The organism is Micromonospora zamorensis (assembly GCF_900090275.1).
Lineage (GTDB): Bacteria > Actinomycetota > Actinomycetes > Mycobacteriales > Micromonosporaceae > Micromonospora > Micromonospora zamorensis.
The window spans coordinates 2697743-2713848 of the sequence record NZ_LT607755.1; the positions used below are offsets into that span (position 1 = coordinate 2697743).

The following is a 16106-nucleotide window of genomic DNA, read 5'->3' on the forward strand; positions in this document are numbered from 1 at the left end:
GCGCCGGGATCGCGCCCGGTCGTCATACCGTGTGGCACAGCGGCGTCCCTGTTGTCCTTCACGTCCGCCAGCCTACGTGCCGGGCAGGGATGCGGCCCGTCGGCCGCGCCGGTCCACCGGACCGACGACCGGTCATACACGAACGAACCAGACAGGGTGATCCCGCTGACACAATATGGGATCGGGTGCCGAGGGGCGCTGGGTGCGGTGGGGACGGCACTAACCTGAACGGGTGCGGACTTCGTTGATGGATGTGCTGGCCGACCGGATTCTCATCGCCGACGGGGCGATGGGCACGATGCTGCAGGCCGCGGACCTCACGCTCGACGACTTCGACGGCCTCGAAGGGTGCAACGAGATCCTCAACGTCACCCGGCCGGACGTGGTGCGTGGGGTGCACGACGCCTACCTGGCCGCCGGCGCGGACTGCGTGGAGACCAACACGTTCGGCGCCAACCTGGCCAACCTCGCCGAGTACGACATCCCGCAGCGCATCCGGGAGCTGTCCGAGGCGGGTGCCCGCATCGCCCGGGAGGCCGCCGACGCGGCCAGCACTCCGCAGCGGCCCCGGTTCGTGCTCGGGTCGATCGGGCCGGGCACCAAGCTGCCCACCCTCGGGCACGCCGCCTACGCGACCCTGCGCGACGCCTACCAGGAGAACGCCGCCGGCCTGATCGTCGGTGGCGCGGACGCGTTGATCATCGAAACCTGTCAGGACCTGCTCCAGGTCAAGGCGGCGGTGGTCGGGTCGAAGCGGGCGATGGCCGAGCTGGGCCAGTCGGTGCCGATCATCTGTCACGTGGCGGTGGAGACCACCGGCACGATGCTGGTGGGCAGCGAGATCGGTGCGGCCCTGGCGGCGATCGAGCCGCTCGGGGTGGACCTGATCGGGCTCAACTGCTCGACCGGCCCGGCGGAGATGAGCGAGCACCTGCGGTACCTGTCGCAGCACTCCCGCATCCCGCTGTCGGTGATGCCGAACGCCGGCCTGCCGGTGTTGACCGCCGACGGGGCGTACTTCCCGCTGACTCCCGTGGAGCTGGCCGAGGCCCTGGAGCGGTTCATCACCGAGTACGGCGTGGGGCTGGTCGGCGGCTGCTGCGGCACCACCCCGGAGCACATCCGGGTGCTGTCCGAGCGGTTGCACGGCGTCACCGCCCCGGCCCGTGAGCCCCGGCACGAGGCGGGTGTCTCCTCGGTCTACCACCCGGTGCCGTTCGCCCAGGACGCGTCGGTGCTGATGGTGGGGGAGCGGACCAACGCCAACGGTTCCAAGGCGTTCCGGGATGCGATGCTCGCCGGCGACTGGCGGGCCTGTGTGGAGATCGCCCGCAGTCAGGCCCGCGACGGCTCGCACCTGCTCGACCTGTGCGTGGACTACGTTGGCCGCGACGGCACGCAGGACATGCGCGAGTTGGCCGGCCGGTTCGCCACCGCGTCGACGCTCCCGATCATGTTGGACTCCACCGAGCCGAACGTGGTGGAGGCCGGTCTGGAGATGCTCGGCGGCCGGTGCGTGGTCAACTCGGTGAACTTCGAGGACGGCGACGGTCCCGACTCCCGGTACGCGCGGGTGATGCCGATCGTCCGCGAGCACGGCGCCGCAGTGGTGGCGCTGCTCATCGACGAGGAGGGGCAGGCGCGTACCCAGGAGTGGAAGGTCCGGGTCGCGGCGCGGCTGATCGACGACCTGACCGGCCGGTGGGGCCTGGACCGCTCCGACATCCTGATCGACGCGCTGACCTTCCCGATCGCCACCGGCCAGGAGGAGACCCGCCGCGACGGCATCGAGACGATCGAGGCGATCCGGGAGATCACCCGCCGCTACCCGGGCGTCAACTTCACGCTGGGCATCTCGAACATCTCCTTCGGGCTCAACCCGGCCGCCCGGCAGGTGCTCAACTCGGTGTTCCTGCACGAGTGCGTGCAGGCCGGGCTGACGTCGGCGATCGTGCACGCCAGCAAGATCCTGCCGATGTCGAAGATCCCCGAGGAGCAGCGCGAGGTCGCCCTGGACCTGGTCTACGACCGGCGCCGCGAGGGGTACGACCCGGTGCAGCGTTTCCTGGAGCTGTTCGAGGGTGTCGACGTGACCAGCGCCCGGGCCAGCCGGGCGCAGGAGTTGGCGGCGCTGCCGCTGGACGAGCGGCTCAAGCGGCGGATCATCGACGGTGAGCGCAACGGCCTGGAGGCCGACCTGGACGAGGCGATGGCCGGCGGCCGGTCCCCGCTGTCGATCATCAACGACATCCTGCTGGACGGTATGAAGGTGGTCGGTGAGCTGTTCGGCTCCGGCCAGATGCAGCTCCCGTTCGTGCTCCAGTCCGCCGAGGTGATGAAGACCGCGGTGGCCTACCTGGAGCCGCACATGGAGACCGTCGAGGACGGCGGCAAGGGCCGCATCGTGCTCGCCACCGTGCGTGGCGACGTGCACGACATCGGTAAGAACCTGGTCGACATCATCCTGTCGAACAACGGCTACGAGGTGGTGAACATCGGCATCAAGCAGCCGATCAGCGCCATCCTGGACGCCGCCGAGCAGCACCGCGCCGACGCCATCGGCATGTCCGGGCTGCTGGTCAAGAGCACCGTCATCATGAAGGAAAACCTCGCCGAGATGGCCACGCGCGGGGTCGCGGAGCGCTGGCCCGTCCTGCTGGGTGGGGCGGCGCTGACCCGCGCGTACGTCGAGGACGACCTGCGGTCGATGTTCCCCGGGCAGGTGCACTACGCCCGGGACGCCTTCGAGGGGTTGTCCCTGATGGACAAGGTGATGACCGCCAAGCGTGGCGGCGCGCCGGTGATCGACCCGGAGCGGGAAGCGGCGCTCGCGGCGCGGCGGGCCCGCCGGGAACGGCAACGGTCCATGGTCAGCGAGTCCCTGCCGGAGCTGCACGACTCCTCGACCCGCTCCGACGTGGCAGTGGACGTGGCCGTGCCCACCCCGCCGTTCTTCGGCACCCGGGTGATCAAGGGCGTTCCGATGGCCGACTACGCGGCGCTGCTCGACGAGCGGGCCACCTTCCGTGGGCAGTGGGGGCTGAACGGCGCCCGAGGCGGCAACGGTCCGTCCTATGACGAGCTGGTGGAGACCGAGGGCCGGCCGCGTCTGCGTTACTGGCTGGACCGGTTGATCGCCGACCAGGTGCTGGAGGCAGCCGTGGTGTACGGCTACTTCCCCGCGTACTCCGAAGGCAATGACCTGGTGGTGCTCGACGAGAACGGGCACGCGGAGCGCGCCCGGTTCTCGTTTCCCCGCCAGCGCCAGGAGCGGCGGCTCTGCCTGGCGGACTTCTTCAAGCCCAAGGGCGACCAGCTCGATGTGGTCGCGTTGCAACTGGTCACCGTGGGCCAGCCGGTCAGCGAGTACGCGGCGAAGCTGTTCGCCCGCAACGAGTACCGCGACTACCTGGAGGTGCACGGCCTGTCCGTGCAGCTCACCGAGGCGCTCGCGGAGTACTGGCACCGGCGCATCCGGGCGGAGCTGACCCTGCCCGACGGCCGTCCGCTGGGCCACGACGACCCGACGGACCTGGCCGGTCTGCTGCGCAACGACTACCGGGGCTGCCGGTACGCGTTCGGCTACCCGGCCTGCCCTGACCTGGAGGACCGGGCGAAGATCGTGGACCTGCTCGGATCGGAGCGGATCGGGGTCGAGTTGTCCGAGGAGTTCCAGCTGATGCCGGAGCAGGCCACCGACGCGATCGTGGTCCACCACCCGGAGGCCAGCTACTTCAACGCCAAGTGACGGGCGCAAGGTCGCTGACCTGCAATTACGGTCGTCCCGAGGGCCCTCGAACCATGATCACGCCGTCTCCAGGCCGTCAACGGCTTCCGGGACGTCCTCGGCGGCCTGGTCCTCACCGAAGGGCGCATCAATGCCCGGCGCGTGAGGCCCTCCCTGGTAGGGAGGAGACGTCGCTACTACTACACGTGGCCCCCGAGCTGATCCGAGCAGGCAATGAAACCGCGGACTGGACGGCCGACCAGCGGCCGCACCTGCTCACGCTCGGAATGACTGCCTACACCACCAGCGACGTCATCGGCCGACCCCTCGCTCGGCACCGCCGAGAACGGCAAAGCTCCTCTAGACAGCCTCACCCGATCGTTTGGCGAACATCAGGTGGAGCCTTGGCCTCTGACCGGGCCGGCCGGACTGCCGGCGATGTCGGGTCTCAGGATGTAGGTGACAGACCAGTCTCGGGACGTGGGTGACACGTGCGGCCAGCTCTGGCAGTCGGTCATTGTTGTCGTGCGGGCACCTGACGCCGTCGGTCTGCGCCCAGCACTAGCGGTGCTGGTCAACGGCCCATAGAAGATCGGTGATGGCAAACCCCGGTAGCTCGAGTTCAGCTGCCGGGGTGACTTGGAACGTCCCACCCAACGCCTCCGGTGTCCAACCAGCGCTCAGCCCGTAACAGACAAGAATGCGTACGTCCGCAGCTGTCGGGAACGGATACGTTTCCCCACTGCCGTGCACGTCGGTCTCGACGTACGGATAGCCAGAGGCAACGGTGGGTGCTGAGGAGGGCAGCTCGGTCAGGTCGACCTGTAGGACGTGACCGTTTTTTCCTGCACCCCACACGCGGAGCCTTATGCAGCGGTGCAGACGACCGTCCGGGTCAGATGCGGATCGGATGTCGGCCTTCCAGGTGAACCTCCGGCCGTCGATGTGTAGCTTGCGTAGCCTCGACCTCATCCGCCCATGCTTCCAGCCAGGCGATCACTGCAATGCCCTCACCCCGATGACCGGCTGTCGCCTAGCAGTCCTGCAGGACGCGCTCCACGTCCGCGCCTGCATGGATGACCCACTGCGTCGGCGCGAAGTTCCTCGGGAAGGTGGTGCCGCTGCCCTTCGTGGGCGAGCAGGGTGGCACAGCCAGGTGGGAGCACAGCCGCATCCGCGAGCCCGATGAACCGGACGAGCATGTCGAGACCGCGGGCGCACGGCCGCCACCTCGGCGCTAGTCAGATCGACAGGGGTCATGTCTATAATCCTCGCCATGAAAAAGTTGAAAATTGCTAGTGGGGTTGGCGCCGCGCTCGCCACGGTTCTCCTCGTCGGAGGGATGGCGACCCCGGCGCACGCGGCGACTGGACCGGAAATCTGCGGCGGCTCGGAGTACATGCGCATTAAGGCGCACGAATTCCCCAACGGCCGTCTCGTGGTTTCGAAGCACCGGAACAGTAACACCATGTGTGCCGTGACGTTCAATACCACCGGCACGACGAAATACACCAGAGCGACGCTCGTCAGGGTGCCCGCAGGCGGCGGGGTGACGTACGGATCGAAGGAGGATGCGAACCAATACAGCCAGTACGCCGGGCCGATCTACCTCGCGAACCAGTACCCGAACAACGACTTCTACGCCGAAGGCCAGGTCGGCGGCAACAGCGTTCAGCTCTACTGCACGCTCACATACTGCGGCTAGTTCTAGGACACCATGAGGAGTCCTCACCGGCACGACGAGCTGGTGATGCAGTAGCAGGCGTACCGGGCCGCGATGAAGAGGCCGACCGTCGTCGAAGGTTGAGACGGTCGGCCGCCTGGTCGTCAACTCAGTCCTTGGGCTTCCACCAAGCCGCGAGCAGCCCAACAACGGCGATGTGCCGAGTGGAGCAATTTTCCCTACAGAATCGAACGGCGCGTAGCCGACGATGCGAAAACCCGCAAGGCGCTCGCCGAACTCGGGTACGACATTACTGACCGATTAGCCTACTACTCAGGCTGGGGTTAGCGCGGACAGTCCAGAGATGGGAAAATTCTAATTTCGTCTCGTGACCCGGCTTAGGGGGATGTGGCCCAGCATGCTCGCTATGCCTGGAACCAGCCACCTCTGCTAACTGGTCAGGTATAGATAGGTTTGGCCGGCGTCGACACCTGGTTGGAGGGCCACTGCTAAGACGCCTTCTTCAAGCATTCGTGGAACGATCAAGCGATGGACGTGGCGTAAGACCGTTCCCAGGTCAGGCTATGTACCTCGCCGGGCGCGCCACTCCCCTCCCTGAACCGTCTGCGGCAGTGGAGGCAGTGGCACTCAGGAGGGGGAGCCGTCCTGCCGATGGACGTACCGCCCGTAACGATCAGGGCGTCTCCGGGCCGCTCACGATCAATACAACGCCAAGTGGCGGGCGGCTGAGATCTGTTGGTGTGAACGAGTCCGAGACCGTGCCGGGGTTTCGTCGGCCTGGTTGCGGGCAGGCGCTGGCGTGCGCATCAACGTGGAGGAGCCAAGGGCTGCCGAACGGTTCTGGGAAGGGCTGCGGGAGGTCGCTGCTGCCGCGGCCCGGCATCAGGACCCCGACCTGTACCACTCGATCGTCAAGATCGGCAGGGCGGCGCTGTCTCAGGGCGTCGAGTTGGTGCCGTCGAACGGGCTCTTCCTGGAATGCCCTGTGTGCGAGGTCTTGGCAGGTCAGCGGTGTGTCAACGTGCCCAGGCACCCTCTGCAGGACAACGTTCTTCATGCGGAGCGGACGGAGTTGGCCGAGAAGGCGCTGAGGGGAGAAGTCCCCTTCCCCGATCCGCTTCGCTGACGTCTCCTGCCCGGACCCGCAGCGTGTCACGAGGACCGAGCTGCCACCGAGGCATGCTCGGCTCCTGCCGTGCAGCTCGCGGAGCGCTGCGGGCGGAGGCGGTTGACGGTTGGACGGCCGCCAGCGGATGATCCAGCGGTGTGTCGCTCGGCTCGGCGAGCCGGGACGCTGGCCTCAATGGACAACATGATCGCCGTCATGTGGTGGCTTCAGGAGAGCGGATTCCATGAAGTTTCTTCTCACGTCGTCGGGCATCTGTAACCCGAGCATCTCCGATGCGCTCGTCGACCTGCTGGGCAAGCCGATCGCCGAATCCACGGCCCTGTTCATCCCCACCGCGGTCTACCCCTTCCCCGGTGGAGCTGAGAGGGCATGGAAGGCGATCCACGGCCAGGCTTCAATCCCGCTGTCCCAGCTCGGTTGGAAATCCCTGGGGATGTTGGAGCTCACCGCGCTGCCGACCATTCGAGAGGAGAACTGGGTCCCGGCGGTCCGGGAGGCCGATGCCCTCCTCGTCTGGGGCGGCGATGTGCTGTACCTGACCTATTGGCTGCGTCAGTCGGGCCTGGCCGACCTCCTGCCGTCGTTGAGTGACACGGTCTACGTGGGGGTCAGTGCCGGGAGCATCGCGGTCACCCCGTACAACTGCGACGCCGAATTCGACAGTCAATTCGTCCCTGACGGCAGCGACATGGCGCAGGACGCCGATCGGGCGCTGGGGCTGGTGGATTTCACTCTGTACCCCCACCTCAACCATCCGGAGATGGAGGACACCGAGCTGTCCAACATCCAGAAATGGGCGTCCGGAATCCCGGTCCCGACTTACGCCATCGACGACAACACCGCCATCAAGGTGGTCGATGGCACGGTTGAGGTCATCTCCGAAGGCGACTGGAGACTGATCAACCCCTGACCGAGACGGACATCATGGCCAGTCGATCCGACCTGAGTCATCGAGTTCCGCCTCGCCTTCCTCCAGTTGCTCGGCAATGTCGTCGAGCATGTCGGCCACATCTGCCCATGGTGGCTGCGCCAGTGCGCCAGTGCGCCAGTGTCCCGATGGAACTCCATCACGCAGCCGTTCCTGGGGCCGCCGTCCATCCACAAGCGTCGACTCTCCAACGGTTCACCGATCGGGTAGGGCACGAAGCCGGGCGGGATGAGCCACCCTCCGTCGACCTGAAGGCCGGAATGCGCCCCGTCGGCGTACAACCACCAGGCCCGCAGGTCCGGCGGCAGCGGCCGGCCGACTGCCTCCTGCGCCGCCACGAGGTCGGCCTCAGACGCCGGCGGTCGTAGAGCCGCGCCGCCGCCGGGCAGCTACCCCATTGGATTCGGACGGTTGCGTCGAAAATACGCTTCCGGCGCCGCTCGCCCCACCCCGAGTTGACGCTCTGACTTGCGTATGCCAATAATAGTTGGCATGAGCCAAGGTGAGGTATGGGAGCTGAGCGGTGACCGGCTGGTCGAGGTCCTCGCCACGCTGGCCAGCCCGCACCGATTGCGTGTGCTCGCGGCGTTGGCCGGCGAACGCGCCTACGTCTCACAACTCGCCCGCGACCTGGGCATCAGCCGCGCGCTGCTCCAGGTGCACCTCAAGAAGTTGGAAAAGGCGGGGCTGGTCACCGCGCATCTGGAGTTGTCCGCGGACGGCAAGGCACTCAAGTACTACGAGGCCACCCCGTTCTCACTGCACCTCACGCCCGACGTGGTGGCGGTCGCCGCCACGACCCTGAGCACCGCCGGAGACGGCGACGCCGTACCCAAAGGAAACAGTTAGATGGACATCGCCGCCTCGGTCTTCCTCATCGTCATCGCCGCCGTGGTCATCGCGGCCATCTGGTATGCCGGCGTCCGCAAGCGGGTCGCCGTCTCCGGCGAACTGCAGCGGCAGTACGCGGAGCAGGCCGCCGAAACGCAGCGCCTGCTCGCCGACATGGGCGCGCAGCTGGCCGATCTGAACCGACGCACCGCCGAGATGCACCGCATCCTCAAGGACGCCGAATGACAGCCCTCGGCCTCAGCCCGCCGGTCACGCTGGTCAACGTCCCCAACGCCATCACCGCCGTCCGGACCGCCATCTCGGTGGCGCTCGCCGTGGCGGCGTTGACCCACCGCAGCGTCCACCTGCTCGTCGCCGCATACCTGATCTACTGGATCGGTGACATCCTGGACGGCGCCGCCGCCCGGGCCTTGGGGCAGGAGACGCGCACCGGCGCGGTCTTCGACATCGTCGCCGACCGTGCCTGCACGTCGGCCTGTGCCGCCGCGCTGGTCGTGCTGCGGCCCGCCACCGCCCTGCCGGTCGCGGTGTTTCTCGTCCAGTTCATGGTCATCGACCAGCTGCTGAGCCTGATGTTCCTGCGCTGGCCGCTGCTGAGTCCGAACTACTTCGCCAGCGTCGATCGCCGCATCTACCTGTGGAACTGGTCGCCGCCTGCGAAGGCGTTGAACACCGCCGCGGTGGTGATCCTGGCGATCGTCGCCCCGACGGCCGTGGCCGTCACGTTCGCCCTCGCGATCGCCGCGGTGAAGGTCGTCTCGTTGGTCTGCGCCGCCAAGTTGCCGGCGGGCCTGCCGCACACCCGGCCATGATCGCCGTCCTGGCGGCTGCGGCCGTCGGGGTCCTGTCGGCCTTCCTGCCGTTCACACCGGCCGAGCCGTACCTGATCGCGGCCGTGGCGACGACCGGCGCGCCGTCGGTGGCGCTGGGTGTAGCTGCCGCGGCCGGTCAGACTGCCGGCAAGGTCCTGATCTTCCTCGCCGCGCGCGGCGCGATCCACTCGTCCTGGCTGCAAGGCCGGCTCAGCAGGCGCACACCCGCCGTGCGGGAGCCGGCGGGGCGGCTGGCGACGATGCTCGCCCGTCCGAAGGCGGCCGGGGCGCGACTCGTCGAGGTGATGGAACGCCCTCGCCAGGCCACCGGGATGCTGCTGGTCAGCGCCATCACCGGGTTCCCGCCGTTGCTGGCCGCCAGCGTCTACCTGGGCCGTACACCCATGCGTTCCACGGCCTTCGCGGTGACCTGCCTGCTGGGCCGGACGATCCGCTTCGTGACGATCGCGCTGGCTCCGCACTTCGCTGGCTACTGAGCAGACCGTCGGAGCCGAGGCCTCACCAATTCAGGTCCGGTGTGGATCAAGGTGACTGCTAGACTCCACTGCCGCCCGACCCCGTATCCTCCGGGCAGGATGGAGCCTCTGGTGGGAAGAGCCTGGCGACTCGCCGCCGCCCTGTCGCTCATCGTGGTCGTGCCGGCGACCGCAGGGTGTTCCCGGTACCTCGGATGCGCGCCCGGTCCACCCTCGGACATCACCGTGTCGGACCTGGCAGGTGTCTACACCAGTTCTGGCGGCGCGAAGATCGAGCTACGCGAAGACGGTCACTATGGCGCCAGCAACGTGCCGCCCGATCTCGTGGAACGCACCGCAGAAGGCACCTGGACCCTCGATGTCGCCTCGGATACCAGCGAGGATCTGAGGCTCGGGGATACCCAACTGTGGATTTCAGGCGATCGCGCTGAGCCCTGGCTGTACCGGTTCGAAGGCGATCCCGACAGTTGCGACCTCGTTGAGTTCCGCAGGAACCGCTGACGCTTCACCACCCGCATCCTCCTGCTTGCCTGCAGGACAACAACGAGCGCGGCGGCGAGGGGCATCACACCGGCGAGAGAAGTTCCTGCACCACCGGGTTCCCCCGATGGTGGGGACCTCTTCGACAAGCCGTTGGTAGACGACTCCCGGAACTAAGCCAGCGCGACAAGCAGCTGCTCGTGTCGGCCTCCGTGCGGTTCTTCAGAACCGACGACTCGATCGAGACAACTGGGCCGAGCCGCTAATGCGCCCGCACAATCGCCAGGAACTACTTGGGTTGTCGACGACAGCACCGTCGTCGTGGCCGTCACGACGGCGAACACCGAGGGACGTGCCGCTGTCCACGGCCGGACTCTAACGTGCGGACCTGGCCCTGCCGGCCGTGGCCGTCGACCCGGGCCCTGGCCCGACAGGGGGCCAGCCACTGACTGACGAAACCTGTGTCGAGAACGGCCGGGCGGCTCCGTCCCGGGGGAGGATGCGGCCACAGGGGCCGTACCGGACCAGGGAGATCCAGCATGGCGATCCAGCGGATGGACAACGTCCTCATCGTTGTCGAGGACCTCGACGCTGTCATTGCGTTCTTCGTCGAACTGGGCATGGAGCTGGAGGGCAGAGGGACGGTGGGTGGAGCGTGTCATCGGGGTCGACGACGTCCGACAGGAGGTCGCGATGCTGCGCACCCCGGACGGCCAGGGCAAGGTCGAGCTGGCGATGTTCCACACGCCGAAGGCGATCAGCCCCGAGCCCAGGGACGCGCCGGCGAATACGCTCGGTCTTCGTCGCATCATGTTCGCCGTCGACGACATCGAGGACGTCGTCGCCCGCCTACGTGCCCGTGGCGCGGACCTCGTGGGCGAGCTGGAGCGGTACGAGGACATCTTTCGGCTCTGCTACGTCCGCGGTCCCGAGGGCATCATCGTCGGGCTGGCCGAGCAGCTCAGGTGAGGGCCCGGCGGGTGTTCGTGAGCGTCAGGCCTGGATCTCGGCGACCATCGTGTCCGCGTTCTCGAACGACTCGACAGTGCGGAACCCTTCAGCCACGTACAGCTGTCTGGCGACGTTCGCCCTTTCCACGCTCAACGAGACGGTGCGAACGCCGCGCTCGCGCGCGGCGTTCAGGACGGCGCGCAGGAGGGCCCGACCCACCCCCTGGCCCCGCCACGACTCCACCACACCGATGGTCAGTTCCGGCACGTCGTCGCTCACGTACCCGTAACCCGGGTCGGCGGCGGTCAGGTACCGGAACCAGGCTGCGCCGATCGGCCGATCCGCCGGCTCTGTCGCGACCATCCCGAAGTCGTCGGGCCGCATCCAACCGGTGACGTAGTGCGCCAGCGCCGGGTCAGCCAGGATCTGCTCGCGGGGCCAGTTGCGCTCCGGCAACCAGTTCACTGCCGCCGTGAGCATGTCGATCAGGAACGCGCGATCTGCCGAGCTGGCCGCGCGGACACCGAAGTCCTTCACCGCCAAACCCTGCCACAGAACCAGGCACTCTGTCGATCATGGAGTTGTGGTGGGTGACAAAGGTAAAGGTTTGCCGTGTTCCGGGCACCACAACTCCATGATCGACGTGATCGAGTCCGGCTCAGGCGATCAGGGTGCCGCCGTCGACGGTCACCACCGTGCCGGTGGCATAGGTCGCCCGCAGCAGGTAGACGAAGGCCTCGGCAACCTCCTCCGGCTCGCCCACCCGACCGAGCGGCAGTGACCCGCTGAGCTGGGCGTACATCTGCTCTCGGGTTTCCTCCGGAAGCGGGTCCCAGAGCGGCGAGCGGATCACGCCTGCGGAGACGGCGTTGACCCGGATCGGGGCGAGTTCGACGGCGAGCGCGCGGACCAGCGCGTCGATCGCCCCGGTGATGCTGGCCGCCACCGACCAGCTGGCGCTCGGCCGGTGGTTGGCGGTGCCGGTGGTGAGGGTGATCGACCCACCTGGGCGCAGGTACGGCAGTGCCGCGTTGACCGCCGACAGGGAGCCGAAGTAGCGCAGGTCGAAGGCGGTACGGGCGGCGGCGAGGTCGAGGGCGTCGACGGACATCAGCGCGAGCGGCTCACCGGCGGTGTAGACGAGGTGGTCGAACGGCCCGAGGCCCTGGAACAGCCGGGCCACGTCGCCGGGGTCGGTGAGGTTGGCGACGTACCCCTGGGTGCCGGTCGGCAGGGTCGCCAGGGCGCGGTCGACGCTGAGCCGGTTGCGGGAGGCGACCACGACCTGGGCGCCCTCGCGGGCGGCCCGGGTGGCGGTGGCGAGCCCGATTCCCGAGGTTCCGCCGAGTACGACGACACGCTGGTCGCTGAGGTTCATGATCGTGTCCTTCCGGGGTTCGTGGTGAAGACGGTTCCCACCATGCGTCGACCCCGACGCCCGCGTCCAAGACCTCTTTCACCTGCTGTGATACCCGATGAGCATGAAGCCGGTGGGTATCGTGGAACGATCAGCAACCCGAACCGGACGGGGACCGGATGGACGTGGATCTGCGCAAGCTGCGCTACTTCGTGGCGGTCGCCGAGGAGCTGCACTTCGGTCGGGCAGCCGCGCGGCTGCACATCGCCCAGCCGGTCCTGTCACGCCAGATCCGGGCCTTCGAGCACGAACTCCGCGCGGAGCTCTTCGTCCGTGATCGTCGCTCCACCGTGCTGACCGAGGCCGGCCGCCAACTCCTGACCGACGCTCGTCCGCTGCTCGCCTCCGCCGAGGCACTGCACCGGCGGGTGCAACGTGCCGCGCACGGCAGACCGACGTTCACCATCGCGTTCATGCCCGGCATCATCGTCACCGCCGAGGCTCGCGCGATCGCCGATCGGCACCCCGACCTGTCCGTCGGTGTCGTCCGTACCTCCTGGAACGACCAGGCCGAGGTGGTACGCGAGGGGCGCGCCGACGTCAGCTACGTGCGGCTTCCGATCGACCAGCGCGGCCTGAGCCTGCGCCCCCTGTTCACCGAACCCCGTGTCGTGATCCTGCCCCAGGAGCACCGCCTGGCCGGGAAGGAATCGGTCGACCTGGCCGAGCTCGTCGAGGAGCGGCTGCTCCAGGACCCGGACGCGGTGCCCGAGTGGCGGGACCTGCCGAACCGTCCGACGGATCCCGACCCCCGCCCCCGACCCGAGCTGAACTCCGTCGAGGAGAAGCTGGAACACGTCGCCGCCTACGCCGGGGTGGTGATCCTGCCGCTGTCGACCGCGACGTTCTACACCAGGCCGGACGTCGTCCATGTGTCCGTCGGCGACCTCGGGCACAACCAGGTGTGCCTGGCCTGGGCCGAGGACGACCGGTCGCCGCTGGTGCGGGAGTTCGTCGAGATCGCCGCGCGGCAGGCGCAGGCGTGAGCGACGGCGTCCGGGTCGGGTCGTGGTACCAACTGATGAGGCCGTTCTCGTTCCCCGCGTCGATGGCACGGCCGACATTCGGGGCCAGGGTGGATGCAGCGTCGCCGCACGGTCGGCGGGGGTCCTGGCAGCACTGTCGAAAGAGGTCGTCCGTGAGCGGGGAAGAGCAACCGAACGGCAAGTGGGCACCCTGGTGGATCTACGTCCCCGTCATCCTCTGCAGCAACTACGTGAAGCAGTACCTGGTTCAGGACCTGCCCGTGGCGGTCAACGCCGTGATCACCCTCGTGCTGGTCGGGACGCTCTTCCTGATCATCACCGTGGTGTATCGCAGCATGAGACGCGTCGATCGGTAGCGACGTGGGAGCGGCCGCGGTGGCGGCTCTGGTTACGCTCACTGCATGTTCCGTGCGGCTCGGCCTGACGACCTGGCGCAGATCATCCGCCTCTACCGACAGCTGAACCCGGACGATCCGGTGCTGGACGATGACTCCGGCGCGGCGGTCTTCCGGCAGATCCTCGGCTCACCGGGGCTGCACCTCTTCGTCCTCGAACTGGACGGGGCCGTCGTCGCCTCGACGTACCTCAACGTGATCCCCAACCTGAGCCGGTCGGCGTCCCCGTACGCCGTCATCGAGAACGTCGTCGTGGAGGAATCACGGCGAGGCACCGGTCTGGGGCGGCAGATCATGGCCGACACGCTCCAGGCTGCATGGGACGCGGGCTGCTACAAGGCGATGCTGATGACGGGTTCGCGCAACCCCGCGACGCACGGCTTCTACCGCGCCTGCGGGTTCTCGCCCGACGTCAAGACCGCCTATCTCGCCCGACCACCGGCCTAGGCCTGTCGGGCGAAGGTCTCCCGCAGCGCCGGATCCAGCGGCCGGCCGGTCGTCGGCTCGATGAACAGCTCGGCGAGCAGGAGATCGGCGAGGTAGCTGGGGTTGACGCCCGACTCCTTGCGGGCGAGGGCCTGTAGCGCGCTGCCGAGGCGCAGCGCGGCCTTCGCCGCGCCGGCCGGCAGCCGGGCGACCCGGCGGCGTCGGCCGACCGCGTCCGCGATGCGCGCGATCATGTCGGCCCAGGTCAGGTTCTCGTCGGCGACCGGGATGTCCGCGCCGCTGGCCTGCTCCAGGGCGTCGGCCGCGACCTCGGCCACGCTGCGGGCCGAGGCCGCGGCGCTTCCGCCGGTCGGCGCGACCAGAGGTGTACGGGAGCGGGCCCACCGGTCCAGCGGCCCGGCCCAGTTCGGCAGCCGGTCACCGGCCCGACCGAAGACGAAGGGCAGTTCGAGGACGGCGACCGGCAGATCCGGGCCGGCTGCCGCGCGTCCCTCGCGGGCCTGCTCCAGCCGGCAACGGATGTACGTGTGACGCTCGGCGAGCCGCCACTGCGGATGCAGCCGGTCGAAATAGGTGTAGTACGACCCCATCACGACCCCGCGGGTGAGGCCCTCCAGGCGGGCGGCGGTGAACAGGCGTACCACCGGTTCGACGTTGTCGCGGCGGAACTCCGGATAGATCGGCTTGGGCAACGGCTTCTGCTCGTCGGTGCGGGTGGCGTACACGACGCCGTCGTGCCCGGCGAGCAACGGCCGCAGTTCCTCGATCGAGGCGGACCCGACATCGAGCAGGTGGTCGACGCCCGGATGGGCGGTACGCGCCACAGTGGTGGTGGCATGGCCGCGCTCGCGCAGCACGTCCACGACATGAGCGCCGATCAGGCCACTGCCACCCACCACGAGAATTCGCACGGTGCATCGTCCACTCTGGATCCGGGTACTTGTCAAGCCGCCACGGCTGTCATCGAGCTTGCAGTGGCGGAATCCCGCCGCCGATGCCCGGTGCGCTCCGACGTCGCACCGCTCACGCCAAGCGCGAACAGCCGATCCAATGTGGTCAGCTCGTGTACGGTCAGTGACGGTTGCCTGACTGCGGCACCCTCCGCACCGTGCCGGGAACCGTCCTCACCAACCGGGGCCGGGTGCGAAGGCGGGGTGCCATCGCGACGAACGGGGGAGACGATGCCGGAGCCGCGCGCCTTCTGGCTGGATGAGCAGTTCGACCGTGAGCACGGCACCGACGGGCGGGGCCGCTACGAGGCCGAGGTGCTGGGGCGGATCGACGAGTTCGCCGTGACCTGGGGTGACATCGCCCCGGTCGAGTTCGCGGCGACGGCCTGGCGGATCGCCGGCGAGCTGTCGCCCGGCTTCGTCCGCTGGCACCGGCGGATCGTGTCGGCGACCTGCACGCGAAGCCCGTGGGACGGCAGCATGGTCTGCGCCGTGACGGTGGTCTCCGGCTGGCCGGCCGAGCTCACCTGGACCAAGCAGTGGCAGCGCGACCGCGGCTGGCGAGACTGGCCCCAGCTGTTCGGCCAGTTCACCACACCGACGGAGCAGGATCAGACGCGAAGCCCGCACCTGCGGGCGATGCTCCAGGTGGAGGCACCGCTCCCGCTCGACGACCTGCCGCCCGCCCCGGACGGTCCGGACGACTCCGTGGCGCTCACCGCGCGCCGAGCCGTGGCGGTGCTGGCCCGGGAACTCAACGACCTCCTCGCGCCGATGATCGGTCAGCTCGAGGCAGGGGTGCCGGCAGACTCCTGAGTCCGCACCCCGAGACGACGGCGAGAGAAACCGGG

The 16106-nt window shown here is 68.3% G+C and carries 17 protein-coding genes; 14 read left to right on the forward strand and 3 right to left on the reverse strand.

The features are described from left to right. Positions 1 to 247 precede the first annotated feature (247 nt). From metH to GA0070619_RS11655, 10 genes are all read left to right on the forward strand, one after another. Positions 248 to 3748, forward strand: coding sequence for a methionine synthase (gene metH, locus GA0070619_RS11610; RefSeq protein WP_247668084.1), 3501 nt, complete (start codon positions 248 to 250; stop codon positions 3746 to 3748). Between the two features lie 1255 nt (positions 3749 to 5003). Beyond that, entirely contained in the window at positions 5004 to 5432 is a 429-nt protein-coding gene (locus GA0070619_RS11615) for a hypothetical protein (protein ID WP_157743978.1), read from the forward strand. A 778-nt stretch (positions 5433 to 6210) separates the two neighbouring features. Next, positions 6211 to 6537, forward strand: coding sequence for a zinc finger domain-containing protein (locus tag GA0070619_RS11620; protein ID WP_088948072.1), 327 nt, complete (start codon positions 6211 to 6213; stop codon positions 6535 to 6537). Positions 6538 to 6763: 226 nt separating this feature from the next. Then, a complete protein-coding gene (locus GA0070619_RS11625) occupies positions 6764 to 7450 on the forward strand; it encodes a Type 1 glutamine amidotransferase-like domain-containing protein (RefSeq protein WP_088948073.1) in 687 nt (228 codons plus the stop codon). 510 nt (positions 7451 to 7960) lie between these two features. Beyond that, entirely contained in the window at positions 7961 to 8317 is a 357-nt protein-coding gene (locus GA0070619_RS11630; protein ID WP_088948074.1) for an ArsR/SmtB family transcription factor, read from the forward strand. Next, positions 8318 to 8545, forward strand: coding sequence for a hypothetical protein (locus GA0070619_RS11635; protein ID WP_088948075.1), 228 nt, complete (start codon positions 8318 to 8320; stop codon positions 8543 to 8545). Next, entirely contained in the window at positions 8542 to 9132 is a 591-nt protein-coding gene (locus GA0070619_RS11640; protein WP_088948076.1) for a CDP-alcohol phosphatidyltransferase family protein, read from the forward strand. The genes GA0070619_RS11635 and GA0070619_RS11640 overlap by 4 nt, the downstream gene beginning before the upstream one ends. Then, positions 9129 to 9629: a hypothetical protein gene (locus GA0070619_RS11645; RefSeq protein WP_088948077.1), complete on the forward strand. Its 501-nt coding sequence runs from the start codon at positions 9129 to 9131 to the stop codon at positions 9627 to 9629. Before GA0070619_RS11640 ends, GA0070619_RS11645 begins: the two co-directional genes overlap by 4 nt. 99 nt (positions 9630 to 9728) lie before the next feature. Next, positions 9729 to 10130 carry a hypothetical protein gene (locus GA0070619_RS11650; RefSeq protein ID WP_088948078.1) on the forward strand — a complete coding sequence of 134 codons (402 nt, stop codon included), beginning with the start codon at positions 9729 to 9731 and terminating at the stop codon, positions 10128 to 10130. Between the two features lie 627 nt (positions 10131 to 10757). After that, positions 10758 to 11078: a VOC family protein gene (locus GA0070619_RS11655; protein ID WP_231927380.1), complete on the forward strand. Its 321-nt coding sequence runs from the start codon at positions 10758 to 10760 to the stop codon at positions 11076 to 11078. A gap of 24 nt (positions 11079 to 11102) precedes the next feature. On the opposite strand, the gene GA0070619_RS11660 is transcribed toward GA0070619_RS11655, so the two are convergent. Continuing rightward, positions 11103 to 11597: a GNAT family N-acetyltransferase gene (locus GA0070619_RS11660; RefSeq protein WP_157743979.1), complete on the reverse strand. Its 495-nt coding sequence runs from the start codon at positions 11595 to 11597 to the stop codon at positions 11103 to 11105. A 121-nt stretch (positions 11598 to 11718) separates the two neighbouring features. Next, positions 11719 to 12438 (reverse strand): SDR family oxidoreductase, encoded by a 720-nt coding sequence (locus GA0070619_RS11665; protein WP_088948079.1) that lies wholly within the window; start codon positions 12436 to 12438, stop codon positions 11719 to 11721. A gap of 158 nt (positions 12439 to 12596) precedes the next feature. On the opposite strand from GA0070619_RS11665, the gene GA0070619_RS11670 reads away from it, so the two are divergent. The 3 genes from GA0070619_RS11670 (at position 12597) to GA0070619_RS11680 (ending at position 14305) form a co-directional block, all read left to right on the forward strand. After that, positions 12597 to 13463, forward strand: a complete 867-nt coding sequence (locus GA0070619_RS11670; RefSeq protein ID WP_088948080.1) for a LysR family transcriptional regulator — start codon at positions 12597 to 12599, stop codon at positions 13461 to 13463. A 152-nt stretch (positions 13464 to 13615) separates the two neighbouring features. Continuing rightward, positions 13616 to 13819, forward strand: coding sequence for a hypothetical protein (locus GA0070619_RS11675; RefSeq protein ID WP_088948081.1), 204 nt, complete (start codon positions 13616 to 13618; stop codon positions 13817 to 13819). Between the two features lie 45 nt (positions 13820 to 13864). Then, positions 13865 to 14305, forward strand: coding sequence for a GNAT family N-acetyltransferase (locus GA0070619_RS11680; RefSeq protein WP_088948082.1), 441 nt, complete (start codon positions 13865 to 13867; stop codon positions 14303 to 14305). Here GA0070619_RS11680 and GA0070619_RS11685 read toward each other — a convergent pair. Next, positions 14302 to 15216: an NAD-dependent epimerase/dehydratase family protein gene (locus tag GA0070619_RS11685; protein WP_088948083.1), complete on the reverse strand. Its 915-nt coding sequence runs from the start codon at positions 15214 to 15216 to the stop codon at positions 14302 to 14304. The two genes, GA0070619_RS11680 and GA0070619_RS11685, sit on opposite strands and share 4 nt — an antisense overlap. Positions 15217 to 15486: 270 nt before the next feature. Between GA0070619_RS11685 and GA0070619_RS11690 the strand changes: the two genes are divergently transcribed. Then, on the forward strand, positions 15487 to 16071 hold the full coding sequence (locus GA0070619_RS11690) for a hypothetical protein (protein WP_088948084.1): 585 nt from the start codon (positions 15487 to 15489) through the stop codon (positions 16069 to 16071). Positions 16072 to 16106: the final 35 nt, after the last annotated feature.

Excerpts from the sequence above, each read along its gene's own strand:
- metH (WP_247668084.1), top strand. The coding sequence starts at position 248 with ATGGATGTGCTGGCCGACCGGATTCTCATCGCCGACGGGGCGATGGGC.
- GA0070619_RS11615 (WP_157743978.1), top strand. The coding sequence starts at position 5,004 with ATGAAAAAGTTGAAAATTGCTAGTGGGGTTGGCGCCGCGCTCGCCACG.
- GA0070619_RS11625 (WP_088948073.1), top strand. The coding sequence starts at position 6,764 with ATGAAGTTTCTTCTCACGTCGTCGGGCATCTGTAACCCGAGCATCTCC.
- GA0070619_RS11630 (WP_088948074.1), top strand. The coding sequence starts at position 7,961 with ATGAGCCAAGGTGAGGTATGGGAGCTGAGCGGTGACCGGCTGGTCGAG.
- GA0070619_RS11635 (WP_088948075.1), top strand. The coding sequence starts at position 8,318 with ATGGACATCGCCGCCTCGGTCTTCCTCATCGTCATCGCCGCCGTGGTC.
- GA0070619_RS11640 (WP_088948076.1), top strand. The coding sequence starts at position 8,542 with ATGACAGCCCTCGGCCTCAGCCCGCCGGTCACGCTGGTCAACGTCCCC.
- GA0070619_RS11645 (WP_088948077.1), top strand. The coding sequence starts at position 9,129 with ATGATCGCCGTCCTGGCGGCTGCGGCCGTCGGGGTCCTGTCGGCCTTC.
- GA0070619_RS11650 (WP_088948078.1), top strand. The coding sequence starts at position 9,729 with ATGGAGCCTCTGGTGGGAAGAGCCTGGCGACTCGCCGCCGCCCTGTCG.
- GA0070619_RS11665 (WP_088948079.1), bottom strand. The coding sequence starts at position 12,438 with ATGAACCTCAGCGACCAGCGTGTCGTCGTACTCGGCGGAACCTCGGGA.
- GA0070619_RS11670 (WP_088948080.1), top strand. The coding sequence starts at position 12,597 with ATGGACGTGGATCTGCGCAAGCTGCGCTACTTCGTGGCGGTCGCCGAG.
- GA0070619_RS11680 (WP_088948082.1), top strand. The coding sequence starts at position 13,865 with ATGTTCCGTGCGGCTCGGCCTGACGACCTGGCGCAGATCATCCGCCTC.
- GA0070619_RS11690 (WP_088948084.1), top strand. The coding sequence starts at position 15,487 with ATGCCGGAGCCGCGCGCCTTCTGGCTGGATGAGCAGTTCGACCGTGAG.